This is a genomic window from Hydrogenophaga sp., assembly GCF_018780385.1.
Classification (GTDB): Bacteria; Pseudomonadota; Gammaproteobacteria; order Burkholderiales; family Burkholderiaceae_C; genus Hydrogenophaga.
The window spans coordinates 146,451-166,729 of record NZ_JADMJO010000048.1; the positions used below are offsets into that span (position 1 = coordinate 146,451).

The following is a 20,279-nucleotide window of genomic DNA, read 5'->3' on the forward strand; positions in this document are numbered from 1 at the left end:
CCGCCCCGATGGCTGCCTACCGCTCGTTGGCGCAGTTGGCGTAGAACGTGGTCGTGGCCGGCCAGTCCGAGAACACGCCGATGACCCCCACATCACGCGCGAGGACGTCCAGCACACGCAGCATGTCGCCCTCGGTCTTGATGGCCGAGTCGAACGTCTGGTAATAAAAGCCGTTGTTGCCATCGGCCAGCAGGCCGGAGCGCTCCAGGGTCCAGGTGATGATGTCCAGGCCGGCCGAGCGGGCGTTGCGCGCGTACTGCGAAGGAACGATGCGACCCGATGCGTCGGTGCTCAGCAAGGCGAAGATCGGAGGCGCCACGATGTTGATGCCCTGGCTCTTGTAGTTGACCAGGTCGGCCTGGCTGGGAAGATCGGCCACGGTGTTGGCGTCGTCGAGATACACCGCCTGGCGTCCGAAGGCGCGCTCGTTGCGCACCCAGTACAGCACGTCGCGCACGTCGAACGACTGCGCCCACACACGGTTGGGGTGCACGCCTGCGCGCTTGTACTCGTCGATCATCTTCTGCGCGTAGGCCTCTTGCGTGAATCCCTCGAAAGGCATGGTCACGCTGGCGCTCTTGAGCTCGGGCGTCATCTTCACACCCAACTGCTTGAACAGCTCGATGCTTTCCTGGTGTGTCATCAGCGTGCCGCTGGTCGGGCCTGAATACAGGTCCGTGCGCCAGTTGGCGGTCCCGCCCAGGTATTCATCGACTGTGCGTGCGCGGGGATTGAACGCATCCATCTTGCCGCGCAGGGTCTTGAACTCGGCCAGCGTGATGTCGCTGGTGCGGCATTCGGCGGCGGCGGGCGTCAGCAGGTTGCCGCTGGCGTCCAGTGTGGCGGGCACGAACGGCCGCGTGCATTTGCTGGCCAGCGGCGTGGCGAGGATGTTGGTGGTGGTGTGGAGGTCGTTCTGTGCGTGGCGGCAGACCAGTTCCTTGTCCTTGGTGAACGTCACGTCGCATTCGACGATGCCGGCACCCATGCGGGCGGCCGCCACGTACGACTCCATCGTGTGTTCCGGGAACTGCATGGCCGCCCCGCGGTGACCGATGGAGAAGTCCCGTGCCGTGAAATGGCCTCTGCGGGCGCACTGCTGCAACTCCCGCTTCAACGGGCTGTCCGTCATGTCGTCCACCAGAAAGAAGGGGCGCTGACCCAGCTGGACATGGGTGGCGTGCTCAACCTCGTGGATGGGCTTGTTGTGCCGTGGCGAAGCGGCAAGGATGGTGCTGGACAGGCCCAGCAGAACGCAGCCGAGAATGAAACGTCGCATGGTTTCCCTTTGGGTGGATGAAGGAAGGTGAGCGCCCCACGTGCGAACGCTCAGGCCATGCTAGTGAGCCTGTGTGGCAGATTCATGGCAGAGCAGCCCTACACGCGCGCTCGTGGGGCCTGAGGCCAACCCATCCGCGCCGCACGGCGCAGACTCGACTGAACAACCAGGCGATGGAACGGGGCGATCAGAAGAATATAGGTACGCCCGAGTCGATTGTGGCAACGCACGACCGTCGACAAGGTGAGGTGACGGGCGCCTCCCGACGTTGGTTCATCTGAGCACAACACCGACGCCCGGAAATCCAGATGCTTGTCGTCCTCTCCCAGAACGATCTCGGTTTCGCTCGTGCTGTAGATCCTGAAAATACCAAGCCGCGTCGAACTGCTGTCACCACCCATTGATGCGAGGTGCTTGCCGGTCTTCAGGCCAAAGCCCCAAACGAGCGCATCTCGAACCGTCATGAGGGCGCCAACCCAGGGAGGCTGCTGCGAGAAGATGAAGCGGGCCAAAAGAACCGGGTCGGCAGACGCTTCGGCAGGAAGCCGGATCGAAAACGCGTCTGCCAGGTCCATCGACTCATAAACACGGGTGATGCTGGACCGCACGGGAATGGCCACGGGCGTTACCAGAGTGAATTCGTTTCGCATGGACACCGATCATGAACGAGTTCATGAACCCAAGCGCCACAAGCTGACGCCGCATTTCCCCCCCCATTCGGCCGTCCTCAAGCTGCCATTGCACGACCGGCCAATCTTCTGTATGATGCGCATCATGCGAAAAGCACCTGCCAACATCCGAACCGCCGCCAAAGAGGCTTCACACGAGCGCATCGTGCAGGCCGCTGCTCGCGCCATCCGGCGCAGCGGCTACGACGGTACGGGGGTGGCCGACATCATGAAAGAGGCGGGTTTGACGCATGGTGCGTTCTACGCCCATTTTGAGTCCCGCGAAGCCATGCTGGCCGAGGCGGCGGACCGCGCGGGTGCCGAGGCCAACGCCGTGGCGGCAAGCGTCATTGCCGCCGTACCGCCCGAGCAGTCTCTGCAGGCGATGATGCAGGTCTATCTTTCCAAAGAGCACGTGGCGAGCATCGAGACAGGCTGCCCTGTTTCAGCACTCGGTTCCGAAATGCCCCGCCAGTCGCCCGTAGTGCGCCGGGCCGCCACGCGCCGCATCAAGGAGATGATCGATCTGGTTGCCCGCCAGTCGCCGGATTGGGGGCAGCCCGGCGCCCATGAGCGCGCATTGGTGACCGTGGCCACCATGGTGGGCACTTTGATGCTGGCCCGTGCCGTCGATGATTCTGCGTTGTCGGACTCGCTGTGCAGCGCTGCGCTGAAGCGCCTGGCTCCTTCCGGGGCGTGACCCATGGGCCGGTTTTTTTTGCCCATAAGTATGATGATCATCATGTCAAATGCTCTTCCGCCCGAGTCCGCTGAGTTCGTCCCTTGCACTTTCTAAAAAAGGAAAAGCCATGAAAGCCTTCGTCGTGGATCGCTACGGGAAAAAGGAGCGTTTGCGGGCTGCCGATGTGCCGGAGCCGGATGTGCGTGAGGACGAGGTCTTGATTCAGGTGCACGCGACAGCGGTGAACCTCCTGGATTCCAAGCTTCGAAACGGGGAATTCAAGCTCATCCTGCCGTACCACCCCCCCTTCGTCCTGGGGCACGATGTGGCCGGCGTGGTGCTTCGTGTCGGACCGCGCGTGCGCCAGTTCAAAGCGGGCGACGAGGTCTACGCCAGGCCCGATGACTTCCGCATCGGTACGTTCGCTGAATTGATTGCCGTCCGGCAAGACTCCGTGGCGATCAAGCCGAGGAACATCACGATGGAGGAAGCCGCATCCATCCCTTTGGTGGGCTTGACGGCATGGCAGGCGCTGGTTGAAAAAGCAAAACTCAAAAAGGGGCAGAAGGTGTTCATCCAGGCGGGCTCCGGAGGCGTGGGCACGTTTGCCATCCAGTTGGCCAAACACCTGGGTGCGACGGTGGCCACCACGACCAGCGCTGGCAACGCCGCCCTGGTCAAGAGCCTGGGCGCGGATGTGATCATCGATTACAAGAAGGACGACTTTGAAGAACACCTGAGCGGGTACGACGTGGTGCTCAACAGCCAGGACGGCAAGACCCTGGCGAAGTCCCTGGGCGTGCTCAAACCCGGCGGGAACCTCATCTCCATCTCAGGGCCACCCGATCCCCGGTTTGCCGAAGACATCAAGGCCCCGTGGTTGGTGAAGCAGGTCCTGCGCGCCCTCAGCTTCGGAACCCGCAGGAAGGCCCGACGGCTCAAGGTCGGCTACTCATTCCTGTTCATGAAGGCCAGCGGAAGCCAGTTGCGGCAGATCACGCCGCTGATCGAATCGGGTGCCATACGCCCGGTGGTCGACCAGGTCTTCCCCTTCGAATCCACCAACGATGCCTTGGCCTACGTCGAAAGCGGCCGAGCCAAAGGCAAGGTGGTCATCAAGGTCCGATGAACCGTTCCACCTGAACGACATCGCACGCCCTCAATTATGACGATCGTCATAGAACCACCTGATCAATTTTGGAGCCTCCCATGAACATTGAAAATTCCGTCGTCCTCGTCACGGGCGCCAACCGTGGTATCGGCCTGGCGTTCGCGCGCGAACTGCTCGCACGCGGTGCCCGCAAGGTCTACGCCGCCGCGCGCGATCCCGCTTCTGTGACCTTGCCGGGTGTCCATGCCTTGCGACTCGACGTCACCAAACCCGAGGAAATCGCAGCTGCAGCACAGATGGCAGCCGACGTGACTCTGGTGATCAACAACGCGGGCATTGCCCAGCCTGGCGGTTTCCTGGCGCAGGACAGCGACGCCGTGACCCGCCGCATTTTCGAGACCAATTTCTTTGGCGTGCTGAACGTGAGCAAGGCCTTCGCGCCCGTGCTCAAGGCCAATGGCGGTGGCGCACTGCTCAACGTTTTGTCTGTGGCGTCGTGGATCAATGGCGGCGAGCTGGCCGCCTATTCGGCGAGCAAGTCGGCGGCGTGGTCGTTGACCAATGCACTGCGTCACGAGCTGGCCGGGCAGAAGACCCAGGTGCTGGGCCTGCACATGGCGTATGTCGATACCGACCTCACGCGAGGCTTCGAGGTCCAGAAAAGCAGCGCCGAAGAGATCGTGCAGCGCGCGCTCGACGGGCTGGAGGCGGGCGCCGACGAGGTGCTGGCCGACGTGCTCACCCAGCAGGTCAGGCAAGGCCTGACAGCACCGCGCCCGGTCTACTTTCCCCAGGGCTCTTGAGCCCAGACCACTCGACCCACTCCAACAGAAAGACAGTCATGCTCTTCAACACACTCGCTGCACCCTCCTTGGAGCTCCGCAACCGGATCGTCATGGCGCCCATGACGCGAAGCCGGGCGGTGGAAGGAAACACGCCCAACGCCCTGATGGCCGAGTACTACGGCCAACGCGCAACGGCCGGTCTGATCATTTCCGAGGGCACCTCACCGTCACCCAACGGCTTGGGCTACGCCCGCATTCCTGGCCTGTTCAACGAAGCGCATGTGCAGGGATGGAAGCTGGTGACGGACGCCGTGCACGCCAAAGGCGGCAAGATCTTCGTCCAGCTGATGCACACGGGGCGCGTGAGCCACGTGGCCAACTTGCCAGCCGGTGCGGAAGTGCTGGCGCCGATGGCCGAGGTGTGCCCCGGCGAGATGCACACCGACACCCAGGGCATGCAGCCACACAGCGCACCCCGCGCCATGACGGAAGACGACATCGCCCACGCCGTGGCGGAGTACGCCAGGTCGGCCCAACTGGCCATCGAAGCGGGATTCGACGGCGTCGAGCTGCACGCAGCGAACGGCTATCTGATCGAACAGTTCCTGAACGCCCATGTGAACCAACGCACCGATGCGTATGGAGGCAGCATCAAGGGCCGCAACCGCTTCGCGCTGGAGGTGGTTCGCGCCACCGTCGCCGCCATCGGAGCAAATCGGGTGGGCATCAGGGTGTCGCCCTGCGGCGTTTTCAACGGCACGGGGGCGTACCCCGACGTCGAGGCACAGTACCTGGCCTTCACCGAAGAACTGGCGCAGCTGGGCATTCTGTATGTTCACCTGCTGGACCACTCGGCCCTGGGCGCGCCGCCCGTGCCCGCCGAGTTGAAGTTTCGCCTTCGCGTGGCGTTCCATGGCGTGTTCATTCTGGCCGGTGGCTTCGACAGGGCCAGTGCGGAGAGTGCACTCAATGCGGGTCACGCGAATCTCATCGCCTTTGCCCGCCCCTTCATCGCCAACCCCGATCTGGTGGAGCGCATGCAGAGCAAAGCGAGGTTGAACCCCGTGGACATGGCGACGTTCTACACGCCAGGTCCCAAGGGCTACACCGACTATCCCGCGCTCGGCGCCTGATGGGAGGCCAACGATGAACCACCTGCTCAAAACGACGGTTCTGGGATTTGCCCTGTCAACGACCCTCCAGACGTCAACCTTGTTTGCGGCAGAGCCTGTCGCCTTTGGGGCGGCGCAACACCCGCTGTCGATGGGACAAAAGTCCGAGGTCACCTGGAAGAATGTCCCCACCCAAACCATCACGGCTGGCGGCGTGAACTTCGCGTACCGGGAACTGGGCAAGCACAACGGTGGAACGCCCGTGGTGTTTCTCGTCCATCTGGCCGCGGTCCTGGACAACTGGGACCCACGGATCATGGACGGCATCGCGGCCAGGCACCACGTCATTGCCTTTGACAACCGCGGCATCGGGGCATCCAGTGGTTCGCCGTCGAATTCCATGGAACAGATGGCTGACGATGCCATCACCTTCATCCAGGCCATGGGCTTTCAGAAAGTGGACCTGTTGGGGTTTTCGTTGGGTGGGATGGTCGCCCAGGAGATCGCGCTGAAGGAGCCGCAACTCGTTCGCAAGATGGTGCTCGCGGGTACCGGCCCCGCGGGTGGCGAAGGCATCAGCACCGTGGCGGGGGTGACCGTTTACGACATGCTCCGGGGTTTCTTCACGGGCCAGGATGCAAAGCAGTTCCTGTTCTTCACGCGGACGCCCAGTGGCATCGAGGCCGGAAAGGACTTCCTGGAGCGCTTGAAGGAACGCACCGAAGACCGCGACAAGGACATCTCGGTGAGCGCATTCATTGCCCAACTGCAGGCGCTGCGCTTGTGGGGTCAGAAAGCACCGGCCGATCTTTCCGTGATCAGACAGCCTGTGCTGGTTGTCAACGGCGACGATGACCGCATGGTCCCAACGATCAACTCGCACGACCTGGCACGCCGGCTACCGAACAGCCAGCTGATCATCTATCCCGATGCCGGACACGGTGGTGCCTTCCAGTTCCATGCCGACTTCGTGCGCAGCACGCTCGAATTTCTGGCCCGCTAGCAGCTGCCAAGAAGAGCATCCCCCTTCAGGATATCGAATGGCAGCTTGGTGACGCCGTGGCCCGCAGTCGGCCCTGAAAACACCTCAGACGCAGCGCGCGCCGTCCACTTCCAGGCAGACGCCCGAGATGAAGGCAGCCTCGCTGCTGGCGAGGTACAGCACCGCGTTGGCCACGTCCAGCGACGTGGAGAAACGGCCCAGCGGGATGGTGGAGCGGAACTTGTTCAAGCGCTCCTCGGTGAGCTCGCCGCCCGCGAACGACGGGCCGAGCGTGGTGAACGGGTTCATCACCGGGTTGATGCAGTTCACGCGGATGTTGTCCGGCCCCAGCTCGGCTGCGAGCGACTTGCTGGTGGTGATGACCGCACCCTTCGAGCCGTTGTACCAGGTCAACCCCGGACGTGGGCGCACGCCAGCGGTGGACGCGATGTTGATGAAACTGCCCCCGCCGTTGCGCTTGAGCGCGGGCACGGCGTGCACGGTGGCCAGGTAGATGCTCTTGACGTTGACCGCGTAGCAGCGGTCGAAATCGTCCTCGCTCACGTCCAGCGCGGGCTGGTTGCGGTGCGTCCAGCCGGCGTTGTTGACCATCACGTCGAGCTTGCCGTGGCGCTCGAGCGTGGCCTCCACCAGCGCTTTCACGTCGGCCGATTTCGTCACGTCGCCGGCCACGAACGATGCGCGCCCGCCCGCGGCCACGATGGCGGCGGTCACGCGTTCGCCGTTGGCCGTGTCGATGTCGTTCACGATGACCTGGGCGCCTTCTTCGGCCAGGCGCTGGGCAATGCCTTCACCGAAGCCGCTGCCGGCGCCGGTGACGATGATGGAGAGGTTGTGCACTCGCATGGGTGGGTGTCCTTTGGGGTTCAGCCGTGGCGGATGGCCACGGTCTTGAGGGTGGTGAATCCGTACAGGGCCTCGAAGCCTTTTTCGCGCCCGTGGCCCGACGACTTGACGCCGCCAAACGGCAGCTCCACGCCGCCGCCCGCGCCATAGTTGTTGACGAACACCTGGCCGGCGCGCACGCGTCTGGCCATGCGGAACTGGCGCCCGCCGTCGCGCGTCCACACCCCGGCCACCAGGCCGAAGGGCGTGGCGTTGGCGATCTGCACGGCGTGGTCTTCGTCGTCGAACACCATGGACGACAGCACCGGGCCAAACACTTCTTCCTGCGCCAGCCGGTGGTCCACCGGCACATCACGCAGCAGAGTGGGCGCGGCGTAGAAGCCGGTGGCGGCGGCCTCGTCCACCACGCGACCCTGCGCCACGGTGGCGATGCCGTCGGCCCGCGCCTGTTCCAGGAAGCCGCGCACGCGCTCCTGCTGGCTCTGGCGGATCAGCGGACCCAGGTCCAGGTTCATGGCCGGTGGGCCGGCGCGCAGCGCCGTGAAGCGCTGGCCCAGGCGTTCCAGCAGAGACTCATAAAGCGAGCGCTCGACCAACAGGCGCGAACCGGCGCTGCAGGTCTGGCCGCTGTTCTGCACGATGGCATTGACGATGAAGGGCAGGGCGGCGTCGATGTCGGCGTCGGCAAAAACGATCTGCGGTCCCTTGCCGCCCAGCTCCAGCGTGACCGGGCAGTGGCGTTCGGCCGCGGCCTGCTGGATCAGCGTGCCCACGCGCGGGCTGCCAGTGAAGCTGATGTGGTCGATGCCCGGGTGGCGCGCCAGCGCGTCGCCCACCTCGTGGCCGTAGCCGGTGACGATGTTGATGCAACCCGCCGGAAAGCCGGCCTCCACCGCAAGCTCGGCCACGCGCAGCAGCGACAGGCAGGCGTCTTCGGACGGTTTGACCACGCACACGTTGCCGGCCGCCAGCGCGCCGCCCACGCAGCGGCCGAAGATCTGCATCGGGTAGTTCCAGGGCACGACGTGGCCGGTCACGCCGTGCGGCTCGCGCCAGGTGAGCACGCTGTAGCCGTCGAGGTAGGGAATGGTGTCGCCATGCAGCTTGTCGCCCGCGCCGGCATAGAACTCGAAGTAGCGCACCAGGGCCAGCGCGTCGGCCTTGGCCTGCGCCACCGGCTTGCCGCAGTCGCGCTGTTCGATGGCCGCGAGCTCGTCGGCGTGTTCGGCCACTTTCTGGCTCAGCTTCATGAGCAGGCGCCCGCGCTCGGCGGCGGTGGTGCGCGCCCAGGTGCGCTCGAAACATTCACGCGCGGCGCGCACGGCGGCGTCGATGTCGGCGGCATTGCTGCGCTCGATGGTGGCGTAGGGCTGGCCGTCGGCCGGGTCGATGACCGGCAGCGTCTGGCCCGAGGCCGAGCGCACGGCGGTGTTGGCGATGTGGTTCAGGGCCATGGTCGGTGTGGAGGTGGAATGGGGCTACTTGAAGCCCAGGGCATGGGGCAGCCAGGTGCTGATGACGGGCACGAAGGTGAGCAGCATCAGGATCACCGCGTGTGCGAGCAGGAAGGGTTTGAGCTCCGTCACCAGTGCCCCCAGCGGAACCCGGGAGACGTTGGAGGTGACGAACAGCAGCCCACCCACGGGCGGCGTGATCATGCCCAGGGTGAGGTTGTAGATGACCACCATGGCGAAGTGCACCGGATCAATGCCGAGCTTGGCAGCCACGGGCGCCAGGATCGGCACGAGCACCATGACCCCGGGCAGCGGCTCGATGAAGATGCCGAACAGCAGCAGGAAGACGTTCACGATGATCAGGAACGTCCAGGGCGAGAAGTCCTGGGCAGACATCCACCCGGCCAGCAGGGAGGGCAGGCCTTCGATGGTGAGCAGCCAGGCGAACGAGGCGGACATGCCGATGATGATGAGCACCGAGGCGGTGAGCAGGGCCGAGCGCGCCAAGATGTCGGGCAAGGCCTTCCACTCGAGCGTTCGATAGATGAACTTGCCGCACACCAGGGCATAGAACACCGCCACCACGGACGCTTCGGTCGGGGTGAACCAGCCCGCGCGCATGCCGCCCAGAATCAGCACCGGCAACAGCAGCGCGGGCAGGGCGCGGATGCTGGTTTCGACGATTTCCCTCCAGCCCGGATGCTCGCCATCACCGCGGTAGTTGCGCCGGGTCGAGATGCGCCAGTTGACGATGCACATGCCCACCGCCACCAGCAGCCCTGGCAGCAGGCCCGCCACGAAGAGTGTGCCGACCGACACGCTCTCGTCCTGCAGGGCGTAGATGATCATGATGATCGAGGGCGGGATGATCGGACCGACGATGGCGGTGGCCGCCGTCAGTGCGGCCGCGTAGGACTTGTCGTACCCGGCCTTGTCCATCATCCGGATCATCATGGAGCCCGGCCCTGCCGCATCCGCCAGAGCCGAGCCGGAGATGCCCGAGAAGAACGTCAGACCGACCACGTTGGTGTATCCCAGGCCGCCCCGTTTGTGACCGACGAACTGGCTGGCAAAGCGCAGCAACACCTCGGTCAGCGACCCGCCACTCATGAGCTCGGCGGCGAGGATGAAGAAGGGCACCGCCATCAGCGGGAAGCTGTCGATGCCGGTGAAGGTCTCCTTGAGCAACACCATCAGCGGGAAGCTCGATCCCAGCGTGAGTGCGGCCAGGGTGGAGAAGCCCAGTGCGAAGGCAACGGGCACGCCCATCGCCAGGAACAGGCAGGCGCTCAGGATCAGGATCAGGCTGGCGCTCATAGGGATGCACTTGCGTTGGCGTCGAAGTGCGCGTCTTCTGCAAAACGGCGCTCCAGGACATAGCTGCGAGCGATGAGCAGCCAGTGAATGATCAACAACACGCCGCCGATCGGCATGGCGGCGTAGATGTAGGCGAACGAGATCTGTGTGGCGGCGGTGGTCTGGTATTGCGCGCGCTCCAGGTAGAGCAGGCCATACCAGATCATGAAGCCGAAGAAGCCCAGCATCAGCAGCCAGATGATGGCCCGCAGCGCCATCGCGGCCTGGCGCGGCAGCGCGTCCTGCAGGTTGTCCACGGCGATGTGTCCGCCATAACGAAGCACCGGACCGGCACCCAGGAAGGTGAGCCAGATCATCATGTGGCGCGCGACCTCTTCGGCCCACTCGATGGACTCGTTGGTGAGGTAGCGCAGCGCCACATTGGCGAAGATGATCACGGACATCGATCCCAGCAGCAGGATCAGTGCCCAGCGGTTCGCGCCCAGGAAATACCGTTCAAAGGTGTTCATGCAAGACTCCAACCGGTGGCCGGCCCCTGCCGGGCCAACGGTCTGTGCGTTGTTTTATTTGATGGCCTGGATCGCGGCGATCTTGTCGGCGCCGAATTCCTTGGCGAAGTTGGCGTAGGCCGGTGCCACGGCCTTGCGGAAGGCATCGCTGTTGACCTGCTTGACCACCGACATGCCTTCTTTTTCCAGTTGCGCAATGCCGCTGTTCTCGTCGTCGTTGACCTTCTTGCGCTGTGCGGTGGCGCCCTTTTTGGCGGCTTCGGTGAACACGGCTTTGTCGGCGGCCGACAGCTTGTTCCACACCGCGGGGGAGAGGATCAGCGCGGCTGGCGAATACACGTGACCGGTGAGCGACAGGTGCTTCTGCACCTGCGAGAACTTGGACGCCAGGATCACGGGGATCGGATTCTCCTGGCCATCGACCGTGCCTTGCTGCAGGGCGCCGAACAGCTCCGGGAAGGCCATGGGCGTGGGCAGGATGCCGAAGGTCTTGTAGCCGTCCATGTGCACCTTGTTCTCCATGGTGCGCATCTTCAGACCTTTGGCGTCGTCGGGCGTGTTGATGGCGCGCTTGCTGTTGGTCATGTGGCGGAAGCCGTTCTCGGTCCAGGCCAGGTTGATCAGGCCCTTGGCTTCCATCTTCTTCTGCAGGTCCTGGCCGATGGGGCCGTCCATCACCTTGCGCGCGTGGTCGTAGTCGCGGAACAGGAAGGGGATGTCGACGATCTTGACCTCGGGCACGAAGTTGCCCAGCGGGCCCGTGGAGGTGTTGACGATGTCCTGCGTGCCCAGTTGCACGGCTTCGATCTGCTCGCGTTCACCGCCCAGCGCGGACGCGGGGAACTGCTGGCATTTGTAGCGGCCTTGCGTGCCCTTTTCCATCTCCTCGCAGAACACGGTGGAGCCCACGCCGTAGTGCGAGGTGGCCGAGGTGGCGTATCCGATCTTCAACACGGTCTGGGCCTGCACGGCGCCAGAGGCAGCGAGGATGGCGGCGAGAGCGATGGGTTTGATGAGTTGTTTCATGGACGGTGTCTCCGTTGTGGTTGGGGAAGGGAACAGGGGAACGCAAACAAAAAAATCGATCAGGCCAGCGGCGGCAGGCCCAGCCGCGCGCGCGCCTCGGGGTGGCTCACGGCGTGCGCGTGGTCCTGCACGTACTGCTGGAGCACGGCCGTGAAGCTGGCGTCGGCCACCAGACCCAGGCGCGGCGCGCGTGCGCTCTCGAAGCGCGATGGCCAGGCCGAGACAATGCCGGCCACGGCCGCATCGGGTGTGTGCGTGATCAGGCCCATCACCTCCGGCCCGGCCAGAGATTCGAGCGCGCTCAGCATCTCGCGCACGCTCACGGTGAGTGCCGGCAGGTTGATGGCCGTGCGCCCACCAAACGCTTCGCGGCTGGCTTCGGCCACCGCCACGATGCCGGCCACCGTGTTGGCCGGTGAGGACAGCGCCACGCGCGTGTCCAGATCCACCGGGCAGGCACTGGCCTGGCCCGCGAGCGGTTCGCGGAACAGGCCGGAGAGAAAACCCGAGGCCGCGCCGTTGGGCCGACCCGGGCGCACCGACACGGTCATGAGGCGCGCCGCGCGGCCGTCGATGAATCCCTTGCGGGTGTAGTCGGCCACCAGTTGTTCACACACGAACTTGTGGATGCCGTAGCTGGACTGCGGCGTGGGCAGGGTGTCGTCGCGCACCACGGCGGGCAGGGGCACGGCGGCGTCGCTGCCGAACACCGCGACCGAGCTGGAGAAGAAGAACAACGGCGGTTCAAAAGCCCCCACGCTCCCCGCTGCGCGAGGTTCGCTGCCCCCCAAGGGGGCGTGCGCCGCCTTGGGGCGGCCCGGCGGCGACGCATGGGCGGCGAGGGTTTGCGCGCGGCAGGCGTCGAGCAGGCTGCGTGTGGTGTCCAGGTTGGCGTGCAGGCCCAGGTCGAAGTTGGCTTCGCATTCGCCCGACACGGCCGAGGCCAGGTGGAACACCGCGTCCCAGCGCTCGGCCATCAGGGTGGGGATGTTCGCCAGCAGGTCGCCCGCGTGGTGCCGCACGCGCGGGTCGGCCAGCAGGGTTGCATCGCGGGGGGCCACCAGGTCGGCCAACATCAGTTGCGTGATGGCCTGACCGCGCAGCGTGCCGGCTTGCAGCAGGGTGTGGGCCAGTCGCGTGCCGAGGAAACCGGCGCCGCCGGTGATGAGGATCTTCATGCAAGTGCTTTCTGTGAGGACTGGTACCGGCGCAGCCAGCCCAGGCCGTCGCTCGTGCCGGCCCGGGGGCGGTATTCGCAACCCACGAAGCCCTCAAAGCAGAGTGCGTCGAGCAGGTCGAAGAGGTGAGGGAAGTTCACTTCACCGCCGTCGGGTTCGTGGCGGTCGGGTACGCCGGCGATCTGGATGTGGCCCACGCCGGCGAAATGCTTTTGCAGGCGCTTGCTCAGGTCGCCTTCCATGATCTGGCAGTGGTAGAGGTCCATCTGCACCTTCAGGTTGGGCGCGTCTGCTTCGGCCAGCACGTCGTGCGCTTGCTGCTGCAGGCTGAGGAAGTAGCCCGGCATGTCGCGGCTGTTGATGGGTTCGATCAGCAGCGTCACACCCAGGGGCGCCAGGCGCGCGGCGGCGTGGCGCAGGTTGGCCACATAGGTGGCTTGGCGCGCGGCGGCGTCGCTGCCGGCGGGGACCAGGCCCGCCATGGCGTGCACGCGCTGGCAACCCGTGGCTTCGATGTAAGGCAGGGCCTGCTCCAACGCGGCGGCGAACTCGGCCTCGCGCCCGGGGTGGCAGGCCATGCCACGCTCACCGGCGGCCCAGTCACCCGGGGGCAGGTTGAACAGGGCCTGCGTGAGGCCGTGGTCCTTCAGGCGCGCGCCGATGTCGGCCGGCGCGTGTTCGTAGGGAAACAGGTACTCCACCGCATCGAAGCCGTCGCGCGCGGCCGCGGCAAAGCGGTCGAGGAACGGCACCTCGGGGTACATCATGGACAGGTTGGCGGCGAAGCGGGGCATGGTGGGCTCGGGGTTCCGGGTTACCAGAGGGTGGTGAATCGGGTCTGAAGTTCGCTGATCTGCACGTCGGTCAGGGGTTCGGGCCGGCGTTCCGTGAGCAGCCACAGGCGCGCGGTTTCTTCGAGTTCTTCGAGCAGCGCCATGGCACTGCCCGGGCTGTCGTGCCACACCGTGGGGCCCAGGCGTTCGAGCATCACCGCACGCAGTGGCCGCCGGGCTTTGGCGATGAGTGCAGCCACGTCGTCGGCCACGCCTGCATCGCCTGGAACTCGGTAGGGCACCAGTGGCACATGACCCACCTTCATCACCTGGTAGGGCGTCAGCGGCGGCAGGATGTCGTCGTTGCGCCAGACGCCTTGCAGCGTGAGCGCCACGAGGTGCGTGGAATGGGTGTGCAGCACGCAATGCGCGTCGGGTGCCGCGGCGTAGATCCGGCGGTGCAGGATGAGTGTCTTGCTCGCGCGGGCACCGGCCAGCGCGGTGCCGTCTTCGGCCACCCAGGCCAGTTGCACGGGGTCGAGGAAACCCAGGCAGGCATCGGTGGGCGTGATGAGAAAACCGCCACCCTGCTCGGCGGTGAGGCGCACGCTGATGTTGCCGGCGGTGGAATGCACCAGCCCGCGCTGAAACAGGCTGGCACCCACGCGCGCGATGTCGGCACGCGCGGCGTCCTGAGGGGCAGGCCAGAGCAGACTCACAGCGCCACCCCCGCTTGCTGCAAGGCTTGTGCGAAGAAATCGACGCCGCCGAAGTTGCCCGACTTGAGCGCGAGTTGCACCGCCTCACCCTTGCCCGGCAGCGTCGATTGTGTCCAGGGCACGCCCGGGCAGATGGCCGCGCCGATGCGCAGTTGCCGCACGCCCAGCGCCTGCACCACCGCGCCCGACGTTTCACCGCCGGCCACCACCAGGCGGCGCACGCCGGCTTGCACCAGGCCTTGTGCGACGTGGGCCAGCGCGTGCTCGACCGCGTCACCAGAAGCCTGTACGCCAAGCGCTTGTTGCACGGCGCGCACGCTCTCGGGTGTGGCGGTGGCATAGATCAGCACTGGGCCCTGTGCCAGCGTTTGCGTGGCCTGGGCCAGCACGGCGTCGGCGGTCTGTCGGCCTTCGTGCAGCGCGAGTGGGTCGATCTTCAACGTGGCGCGACCAGCGGCCATCCACCGTGCGACCTGTGCATTGGTGGCTTCCGAACACGAACCCGAGACCACGGCGGCGGGGCCTTGCAGGCGCTCCAATTCGGCGGCGTTGGCGTTGGGTGCGAACCAGCCGCGCCTGGCGTAGGCGGGAGGCAAACCCAGGGCCACGCCCGAGCCGGCGGTGAGCAGCGGCAGCTCGGCGCAGGCGTCGGCCAGGGTCAGCAGGTGGGCATTGCTCACCGCATCGGCCACGGCGATCTTCACGCCCTCAGCGCGAAGCTGTGCGATGCGGTCCTGAGCGGTGGGCACTCCGGCATCGATCACGTCGTGGCGCAACAGGCCCACGGTCTGGGCCGTTTGCGCCTGCAGCACGCGCACGAGGTTCGCATCCGTCATGGGCGTGAGCGGGTGGTGGCGCATGCCCGAATCGCTCAGCAGCGCATCGCCCACAAACAGGTGGCCGCGGAACACGGTGCGGCCGTTTTCCGGGAAGGCGGGGCAGGCGATCGTGAAGTCCGCGCCCAGTGCGGCCATGAGCGCGTCGGTGACCGGGCCGATGTTGCCCTGCGGCGTGGAGTCGAAGGTGGAGCAGTACTTGAAATAGATCTGCCGTGCGCCAGCGGCGCGCAAGGCGGCCAGCGCCGCTAGACTTTGCGCGACCGCGTCGGCCGGCGCGATGGTGCGGGTCTTGAGCGCGATCACCACCGCGTCGGCCGCGGGCAGTTCACCGCCGGGCACGCCCAGCACCTGCACGGTGTGCATGCCGGCGCGCACCAGCATGCTGGCCACGTCGGTGGCGCCAGTGAAGTCGTCCGCGATGACGCCCAGAATCATGCGGCGGCCTTCTGTGCTGGCGGCAGGTCGATGCCGGCCAGCTGTGCGTAGTACTTCACCACCGCGGAGTCGTCTTCACCGCCCAGGCCCATGGCCGCGGTGGCGAGGTAGAGCTGGTGCGCGGCGGCCGCCAGCGGCAATGGAAACTTGAGCTGGCGCGCCGCGTCGAGCACGATGCCCAGGTCCTTCACGAAGATGTTCACCGCCGACAGCGGCGTGTAGTCACCGTCCAGGATGTGGGGCACGCGGTTCTCGAACATCCAGCTCATGCCGGCGGAGTTGCAGATCACTTCATAGAGCTGGCGCGGCTCGGCACCGGCGCGCATGCCCAGGGCCATGGCCTCGCAGGCGGTGGCGATGTGCACGCCCGCCAGGTGTTGGTTGACCATCTTCACGGTGGAGCCGACGCCCGCTTTGTCGCCCAGGCGGTAGACCTTGCCGGCAAAGGCCTCGAGCACGCTGCCGGCGGCGGCGAAGGCTTCGGGCTGGCCCGAGGCCATGACCGTCATCTGGCCCGCAGCGGCCTTCTTCGCACCGCCCGAGACCGGGCCATCGATCAACCAGTGGCCGGTCTCAAGCAGGCGCTGTTCCCACACCGGGGGCAGGGCGGGGTCGACCGTGGCCGAGCACACCACCACACCGCCGCGCTTCAATGACGACGCCACGCCTTGCGCGCCGAACAGCACGTCGTCGGTTTGCGCGGCGTTGACGACCAGCACCAACACCACGTCACAGTGGCTGGCGAGTTCGGCGACGCTGGCGGTGGCGCGGCCGCCCGCCTGCTCGAAGGCTGCTCGGGCTTCGGCGCGCGGGTCGCAGCCCCAGGTGGGCACGCCCTGGCGCAGCGCCGAGAGCGCGGCGCCCATGCCCATGGAGCCCAGGCCGATGACGCCGAGTGTGTGTGAGGAAGCGTTGCTCATGAGGAAAAACCGGGTGGGGAAGGGGTCAGCATCGCGCCGAGGGCGCGTCGGATGGGGGGTGCGGCGTTGTTCAGACGCCGCGCCGCGTTGTGCATGTGCAGCATGGCGGCCTGCCGCGCCGCGAGCACGTCGCCGCGCATCACTGCTTCGGCGATGGCACGGTGTTCTTCGCGCACTTCCACCATGTAGCCGCTGTCCAACGCTTCGTTGGTGCGTGTCACGCACATGGATTCGCGCTGGTACTGCTCGAGGAAGCCCAGCAGGCGTTCGTAGTGCGGGTTTTCGGTGGCGCGGGCGATGCTGCGGTGAAAGGCCAGGTCGGCCTCCACGCCTTCCGCGCCCTGGGGCGGGCAGGCTTCCAGGTGTTCCAGCGCCTGGGCGATCGTGCGCGCCTTCTCGGGGGTCATGCGTTGTGCGGCCAGGGCGGCCACGTCGGCCTCCAGCCCGCGGCGCACCTCCACCACCTGCAGCACGCTTTCCATGGAGGTGACCACCAGGGGATCAAAGGCCAGGGCGCGCGCCTGGTGGCGCGGCGCCACGAACACCCCCGAGCCCTGGCGCGAGGTGAGCAGGCCGATGGACTTGAGCCGGCTGACCGCTTCGCGCACCACGGTGCGCGACACCCCGAACTGCTCGGCCAGGCGCTGCTCCGTGGGCAGGCGCTCGTCGGGTGCCAGCTCCCCGGACTCGATGCGCTGCAGCAGCAGGCCGGCCAGTTTGTCGGTGAGGCGTTCGGGCGCTTGCAGGGCGTCGCTCATGGTGGTGTATCGGGCTTCAGGTGTCTGGTTATATGGTCATCATACAAATTAAAGTGCACATCTCCACTCATGGTTTTCCCTTTAAACAGGGCGTCGGAACAGCGTCGCGCTGGAAACCCAAAACAACGGTGCCATGGCCCGGCACAGGCGGCCCGTGGTGAGAATCGCCAGAAGGCCGGCGAGGGCCAGCCAGCAGCCCCAGATCGTGTGATGACCCAGCCACCCCAGTGCGGATGCAACCACCGTCAACATGGCCGCCAACGAGAGGTTCAGGCCCAGGGCCGTTGCCATCAGCTCGGTCCGTGTTGTGCCGGGAGCCATGGCTACCACCCCCCGGTGGCCAGCCACTCTTCGACGAGCGGCAGCTTCTCCACACCGAAGAAGGGTTCGCCGTCCACGATGAAGAAGGGCGAGCCGAACACGCCACGCTGGATCGATTCCTCGACGTTGCGCCGCAACCGAGAGGCCGGCTTGCCTTGCGCGCGAGCCACCTCGTAGGCGTGCCAAGGCAGATCTGCCTCGCGCATGCAAGCGCTCAGCACGTCGTCCTGCGCGATGTCCAGGCAGTGCACAAAGTAGCTGCAAAAGATCAGACCGGCGAGGCGCTTGGCGGCAGCCGGGTCGACACTCTTGGCCCAGGCGAAGGCACGTCCTGCCTCCACAGGTCGTGAGTTCGGAGAAGGCGCCAGTCGTTCGAAAGCAATCCCATGCTGTCTGGCATAGCGCCGGGCATCGTTGATGACGTAAGGCCCCTTCAGCGGGAGATCGACGATGGGTGGGATGCCCATCACCTTGAGCACACTCACGCCCACCAGCATCGAGGTCCACTCCACTTCGCGGCCATGGCGCCGGGCCAGCTCGTCGATGCGAAGGCTGGCGAAATAGCCGAAGGGTGAGATGAAGTCGAAGTAGAACTGGATGGGAGCGTGATCGACCGGGCCGACCGCCGAAGCGGTGTTCCAGGCGCTCACCGGCCCGAGATCAGACATGGTCGTCTCGGGGTGTTGCCCAGTCGAGCGTGAGCAGATAGCCCTCCAGGCTGGCGGCGATCCTCAGGCGTGTCGCGCGGGAGGCCTCCGTTGCCGCAGATGCCAGTTCGATGCACACCACCTGGCCCCGTCCGGGGTCCTCGCGCACGGTCAGCGCCGCGATCGGTTCACCCAGCAGCACCTCCCGCAAGTGCCGCTGCGCGCAGTCCTGCCGCAAGGCGGGCTTGAAGATCTTGCCCACGGCGGTCATGGGCAATTGATCGAGGACGAAAAGCCGCCTGGGAAGCGCGGGGGGCTCGTGAATGGTGAGCTTGGCAAAAGCCAACAATTCTTCCTCGGTCGCTTGAGCGCCAGGCCGCAGCGTGACGTAGGCCACCGGCACTTCGCCCGCGTAAGCGTCCGGCATGCCGACGGCGCCCGCGTCGGCCACGGTCGGGTGCCGCATCAGGCACTCTTCGATGACGGCCGGGTCGATGTTGTGGCCGCTGCGGATGATCAGGTCCTTGGCCCGTCCCGTGATGAACACGCGTCCGGAGACATCGACGTACCCTACGTCTCCGGTGACGAGCCATCCGTCGTCGGTGAACAGGGTGGCGGATTGAACGGGGTCCTTGTAGCCGGGTGTCAGGTTGGGCCCGCGAACCACGAGCACGCCCGGCTCGCCCGGTGGGCAGGCGCGGCTCGATGCCCGGATTCCGTCGAGCGCGCGTGCCTCGACCTGACAGAACGGTATCGGCAATCCGGCGGACCCCATGACCCGCGCGTGTGAAACCGGATCGACGCAGATCACGCCACCGGATTCGGTCATGCCATAGACCTCTCGCAAGGGTTTGCCCGTGATGTGTTCGATCTGCTCGGCGACACTGCGAGGAAGCAGGGACGCGCCGGAGATGTTGATCCGCACGCGGCTCAGATCGATGCCTTCGGCATCCACCTTCGCCACGGCCGACAGCGCCGTCGGCACGCCGCCCACGATGGTGGTTCCGGTGCGCTCCACGATGGACCAGAAGTGGGCGACGATCTGTGGATTCCGGAATCCAGCGGGCGAGAGGATCACCACTTCCGCGCCGGCCACGAACATGGCCAGACTGCAGAAGATCGCCGATGCCACGTGGAACATCGGCAGCCCGTTGACGATCACGTCGTCGAGGCTGGCACCCACGGCCCAGGCCCCGCCACAGGCCGCAGCCAGCTGGTTGCGGTGGGTGTGGATGACCAGCTTGGGCGCACCGGTCGTGCCACCGGTATGGAAGTACGCGGCCACATCGTCCAGACCCGGGCGGTCAGCAAACGCCAGTTGCGCCGGGTTCGACTGCAGCAGCTCAGACAACAGTTGGACGTCAGTTGCCTTTGCGGCTTTCTCGCCGCCGACCTGGATCAACACGCCGATCCCGGGCACCAGTGCTTTGACCTGTTGCGCCTTGTTCCAGATGTCGGTGCCGGGCAGGGGCCCCAGGGCCACCAGTGCCTTGGCACCGGCCGCCCGGCACAGGCTGGCAATGTCCTCGGCCTTCAGCAGCGGATTGAGCGGCAGGGCCGCCGCGGCCGTGGCCGCACCCCACAGCACGAACTGGGTTTCGACCAGCGAGGGCAGCATGTAGGCCACCACGTCGCCCCGCCTCAAGCCAAGCGAGCGCAAGGCGTTGGCGGTCCGTGCGATTCCCTCCACCAGTTCGGCATAGCTGAGCTTGCGTGGCGGGGTTTGTGGGTCGGTGCCCAGGAAGGTGATGGCGGTCTTGCTGCCGCAGCGAACCTGCGTGCGCTCGATGGCATCAAGCACATGGGTCGCGCGCATCCATTCTTCGACATGCATCCCCGGGCCGGGGGTGCCGATGGTTGGCAAGGCGGTGGCGGGGATGCTGTTCATCGTGGGTTC

General features: G+C 66.0%; 21 protein-coding genes. 5 read left to right on the top strand and 16 right to left on the bottom strand.

Features of this window, described 5'->3' with window-relative positions; translation table 11 throughout:
• Positions 1-16 precede the first annotated feature (16 nt).
• Both IV113_RS16455 and IV113_RS16460 read right to left on the bottom strand, forming a co-directional pair.
• Complete coding sequence (locus tag IV113_RS16455) at positions 17-1,279, bottom strand: glycerophosphodiester phosphodiesterase family protein (RefSeq protein WP_291087067.1); 1,263 nt, start codon at positions 1,277-1,279, stop codon at positions 17-19.
• Positions 1,280-1,377: 98 nt separating this feature from the next.
• Positions 1,378-1,899: a DUF2867 domain-containing protein gene (locus IV113_RS16460; RefSeq protein WP_291087069.1), complete on the bottom strand. Its 522-nt coding sequence runs from the start codon at positions 1,897-1,899 to the stop codon at positions 1,378-1,380.
• A gap of 142 nt (positions 1,900-2,041) precedes the next feature.
• Here IV113_RS16460 and IV113_RS16465 point away from each other — a divergent pair, with 142 nt between their 5' ends.
• The 5 genes from IV113_RS16465 to IV113_RS16485 all read left to right on the top strand — a co-directional run bounded on the left by IV113_RS16465 (position 2,042) and on the right by IV113_RS16485 (position 6,640).
• Positions 2,042-2,647 carry a TetR/AcrR family transcriptional regulator gene (locus IV113_RS16465; RefSeq protein WP_291087171.1) on the top strand — a complete coding sequence of 202 codons (606 nt, stop codon included), beginning with the start codon at positions 2,042-2,044 and terminating at the stop codon, positions 2,645-2,647.
• Positions 2,648-2,756: 109 nt separating this feature from the next.
• Complete coding sequence (locus IV113_RS16470; protein ID WP_291087071.1) at positions 2,757-3,758, top strand: NADP-dependent oxidoreductase; 1,002 nt, start codon at positions 2,757-2,759, stop codon at positions 3,756-3,758.
• Positions 3,759-3,838: 80 nt separating this feature from the next.
• Complete coding sequence (locus IV113_RS16475) at positions 3,839-4,543, top strand: SDR family oxidoreductase (protein ID WP_291087073.1); 705 nt, start codon at positions 3,839-3,841, stop codon at positions 4,541-4,543.
• A 38-nt stretch (positions 4,544-4,581) separates the two neighbouring features.
• Positions 4,582-5,658 carry an alkene reductase gene (locus tag IV113_RS16480; protein ID WP_291087075.1) on the top strand — a complete coding sequence of 359 codons (1,077 nt, stop codon included), beginning with the start codon at positions 4,582-4,584 and terminating at the stop codon, positions 5,656-5,658.
• 13 nt (positions 5,659-5,671) lie between these two features.
• The gene (locus IV113_RS16485; protein ID WP_291087077.1) at positions 5,672-6,640 is read left to right on the top strand and encodes an alpha/beta hydrolase; all 969 of its coding nucleotides are present in this window, start codon (positions 5,672-5,674) and stop codon (positions 6,638-6,640) included.
• An 84-nt stretch (positions 6,641-6,724) separates the two neighbouring features.
• Here IV113_RS16485 and IV113_RS16490 read toward each other — a convergent pair whose 3' ends face one another.
• The 14 genes from IV113_RS16490 to IV113_RS16555 all read right to left on the bottom strand — a co-directional run bounded on the left by IV113_RS16490 (position 6,725) and on the right by IV113_RS16555 (position 20,270).
• The gene (locus IV113_RS16490) at positions 6,725-7,486 is read right to left on the bottom strand and encodes an SDR family oxidoreductase (RefSeq protein ID WP_291087079.1); all 762 of its coding nucleotides are present in this window, start codon (positions 7,484-7,486) and stop codon (positions 6,725-6,727) included.
• 20 nt (positions 7,487-7,506) lie between these two features.
• On the bottom strand, positions 7,507-8,940 hold the full coding sequence (locus tag IV113_RS16495; RefSeq protein WP_291087081.1) for an aldehyde dehydrogenase family protein: 1,434 nt from the start codon (positions 8,938-8,940) through the stop codon (positions 7,507-7,509).
• Between the two features lie 24 nt (positions 8,941-8,964).
• Positions 8,965-10,257 (bottom strand): TRAP transporter large permease, encoded by a 1,293-nt coding sequence (locus tag IV113_RS16500; RefSeq protein ID WP_291087082.1) that lies wholly within the window; start codon positions 10,255-10,257, stop codon positions 8,965-8,967.
• Complete coding sequence (locus tag IV113_RS16505) at positions 10,254-10,766, bottom strand: TRAP transporter small permease (RefSeq protein WP_291087083.1); 513 nt, start codon at positions 10,764-10,766, stop codon at positions 10,254-10,256. Before IV113_RS16505 ends, IV113_RS16500 begins: the two co-directional genes overlap by 4 nt.
• 54 nt (positions 10,767-10,820) lie before the next feature.
• A complete protein-coding gene (locus IV113_RS16510; RefSeq protein ID WP_291087084.1) occupies positions 10,821-11,792 on the bottom strand; it encodes a TRAP transporter substrate-binding protein in 972 nt (323 codons plus the stop codon).
• A gap of 59 nt (positions 11,793-11,851) precedes the next feature.
• Complete coding sequence (locus IV113_RS16515; protein ID WP_291087085.1) at positions 11,852-12,970, bottom strand: NAD-dependent epimerase/dehydratase family protein; 1,119 nt, start codon at positions 12,968-12,970, stop codon at positions 11,852-11,854.
• Entirely contained in the window at positions 12,967-13,764 is a 798-nt protein-coding gene (gene otnI, locus IV113_RS16520) for a 2-oxo-tetronate isomerase (RefSeq protein WP_291087087.1), read from the bottom strand. Before otnI ends, IV113_RS16515 begins: the two co-directional genes overlap by 4 nt.
• A gap of 20 nt (positions 13,765-13,784) precedes the next feature.
• Positions 13,785-14,462: an aldolase gene (locus tag IV113_RS16525; protein ID WP_291087089.1), complete on the bottom strand. Its 678-nt coding sequence runs from the start codon at positions 14,460-14,462 to the stop codon at positions 13,785-13,787.
• Positions 14,459-15,736, bottom strand: coding sequence for a 3-oxo-tetronate kinase (otnK, locus tag IV113_RS16530; RefSeq protein ID WP_291087091.1), 1,278 nt, complete (start codon positions 15,734-15,736; stop codon positions 14,459-14,461). The genes IV113_RS16525 and otnK overlap by 4 nt, the downstream gene beginning before the upstream one ends.
• Positions 15,733-16,656: an L-threonate dehydrogenase gene (gene ltnD, locus IV113_RS16535; RefSeq protein WP_291087093.1), complete on the bottom strand. Its 924-nt coding sequence runs from the start codon at positions 16,654-16,656 to the stop codon at positions 15,733-15,735. Before ltnD ends, otnK begins: the two co-directional genes overlap by 4 nt.
• A complete protein-coding gene (locus tag IV113_RS16540; RefSeq protein ID WP_291087094.1) occupies positions 16,653-17,414 on the bottom strand; it encodes a FadR/GntR family transcriptional regulator in 762 nt (253 codons plus the stop codon). The genes ltnD and IV113_RS16540 overlap by 4 nt, the downstream gene beginning before the upstream one ends.
• Positions 17,415-17,495: 81 nt before the next feature.
• Positions 17,496-17,705 carry a hypothetical protein gene (locus tag IV113_RS16545; protein ID WP_291087096.1) on the bottom strand — a complete coding sequence of 70 codons (210 nt, stop codon included), beginning with the start codon at positions 17,703-17,705 and terminating at the stop codon, positions 17,496-17,498.
• Positions 17,706-17,737: 32 nt separating this feature from the next.
• Positions 17,738-18,403, bottom strand: coding sequence for a 2-hydroxychromene-2-carboxylate isomerase (locus IV113_RS16550; RefSeq protein WP_291087098.1), 666 nt, complete (start codon positions 18,401-18,403; stop codon positions 17,738-17,740).
• Positions 18,396-20,270: an AMP-binding protein gene (locus tag IV113_RS16555; RefSeq protein ID WP_291087100.1), complete on the bottom strand. Its 1,875-nt coding sequence runs from the start codon at positions 20,268-20,270 to the stop codon at positions 18,396-18,398. Before IV113_RS16555 ends, IV113_RS16550 begins: the two co-directional genes overlap by 8 nt.
• Positions 20,271-20,279: the final 9 nt, after the last annotated feature.

Coding starts and splice junctions, on each gene's coding strand:
- IV113_RS16455 (WP_291087067.1), bottom strand. CDS start 1,279: ATGCGACGTTTCATTCTCGGCTGCGTTCTGCTGGGCCTGTCCAGCACC.
- IV113_RS16465 (WP_291087171.1), top strand. CDS start 2,042: ATGATGCGCATCATGCGAAAAGCACCTGCCAACATCCGAACCGCCGCC.
- IV113_RS16470 (WP_291087071.1), top strand. CDS start 2,757: ATGAAAGCCTTCGTCGTGGATCGCTACGGGAAAAAGGAGCGTTTGCGG.
- IV113_RS16475 (WP_291087073.1), top strand. CDS start 3,839: ATGAACATTGAAAATTCCGTCGTCCTCGTCACGGGCGCCAACCGTGGT.
- IV113_RS16480 (WP_291087075.1), top strand. CDS start 4,582: ATGCTCTTCAACACACTCGCTGCACCCTCCTTGGAGCTCCGCAACCGG.
- IV113_RS16485 (WP_291087077.1), top strand. CDS start 5,672: ATGAACCACCTGCTCAAAACGACGGTTCTGGGATTTGCCCTGTCAACG.
- IV113_RS16490 (WP_291087079.1), bottom strand. CDS start 7,486: ATGCGAGTGCACAACCTCTCCATCATCGTCACCGGCGCCGGCAGCGGC.
- IV113_RS16495 (WP_291087081.1), bottom strand. CDS start 8,940: ATGGCCCTGAACCACATCGCCAACACCGCCGTGCGCTCGGCCTCGGGC.
- IV113_RS16500 (WP_291087082.1), bottom strand. CDS start 10,257: ATGAGCGCCAGCCTGATCCTGATCCTGAGCGCCTGCCTGTTCCTGGCG.
- IV113_RS16505 (WP_291087083.1), bottom strand. CDS start 10,766: ATGAACACCTTTGAACGGTATTTCCTGGGCGCGAACCGCTGGGCACTG.
- IV113_RS16510 (WP_291087084.1), bottom strand. CDS start 11,792: ATGAAACAACTCATCAAACCCATCGCTCTCGCCGCCATCCTCGCTGCC.
- IV113_RS16515 (WP_291087085.1), bottom strand. CDS start 12,970: ATGAAGATCCTCATCACCGGCGGCGCCGGTTTCCTCGGCACGCGACTG.
- otnI (WP_291087087.1), bottom strand. CDS start 13,764: ATGCCCCGCTTCGCCGCCAACCTGTCCATGATGTACCCCGAGGTGCCG.
- otnK (WP_291087091.1), bottom strand. CDS start 15,736: ATGATTCTGGGCGTCATCGCGGACGACTTCACTGGCGCCACCGACGTG.
- ltnD (WP_291087093.1), bottom strand. CDS start 16,656: ATGAGCAACGCTTCCTCACACACACTCGGCGTCATCGGCCTGGGCTCC.
- IV113_RS16540 (WP_291087094.1), bottom strand. CDS start 17,414: ATGAGCGACGCCCTGCAAGCGCCCGAACGCCTCACCGACAAACTGGCC.
- IV113_RS16545 (WP_291087096.1), bottom strand. CDS start 17,705: ATGGCAACGGCCCTGGGCCTGAACCTCTCGTTGGCGGCCATGTTGACG.
- IV113_RS16550 (WP_291087098.1), bottom strand. CDS start 18,403: ATGTCTGATCTCGGGCCGGTGAGCGCCTGGAACACCGCTTCGGCGGTC.
- IV113_RS16555 (WP_291087100.1), bottom strand. CDS start 20,270: ATGAACAGCATCCCCGCCACCGCCTTGCCAACCATCGGCACCCCCGGC.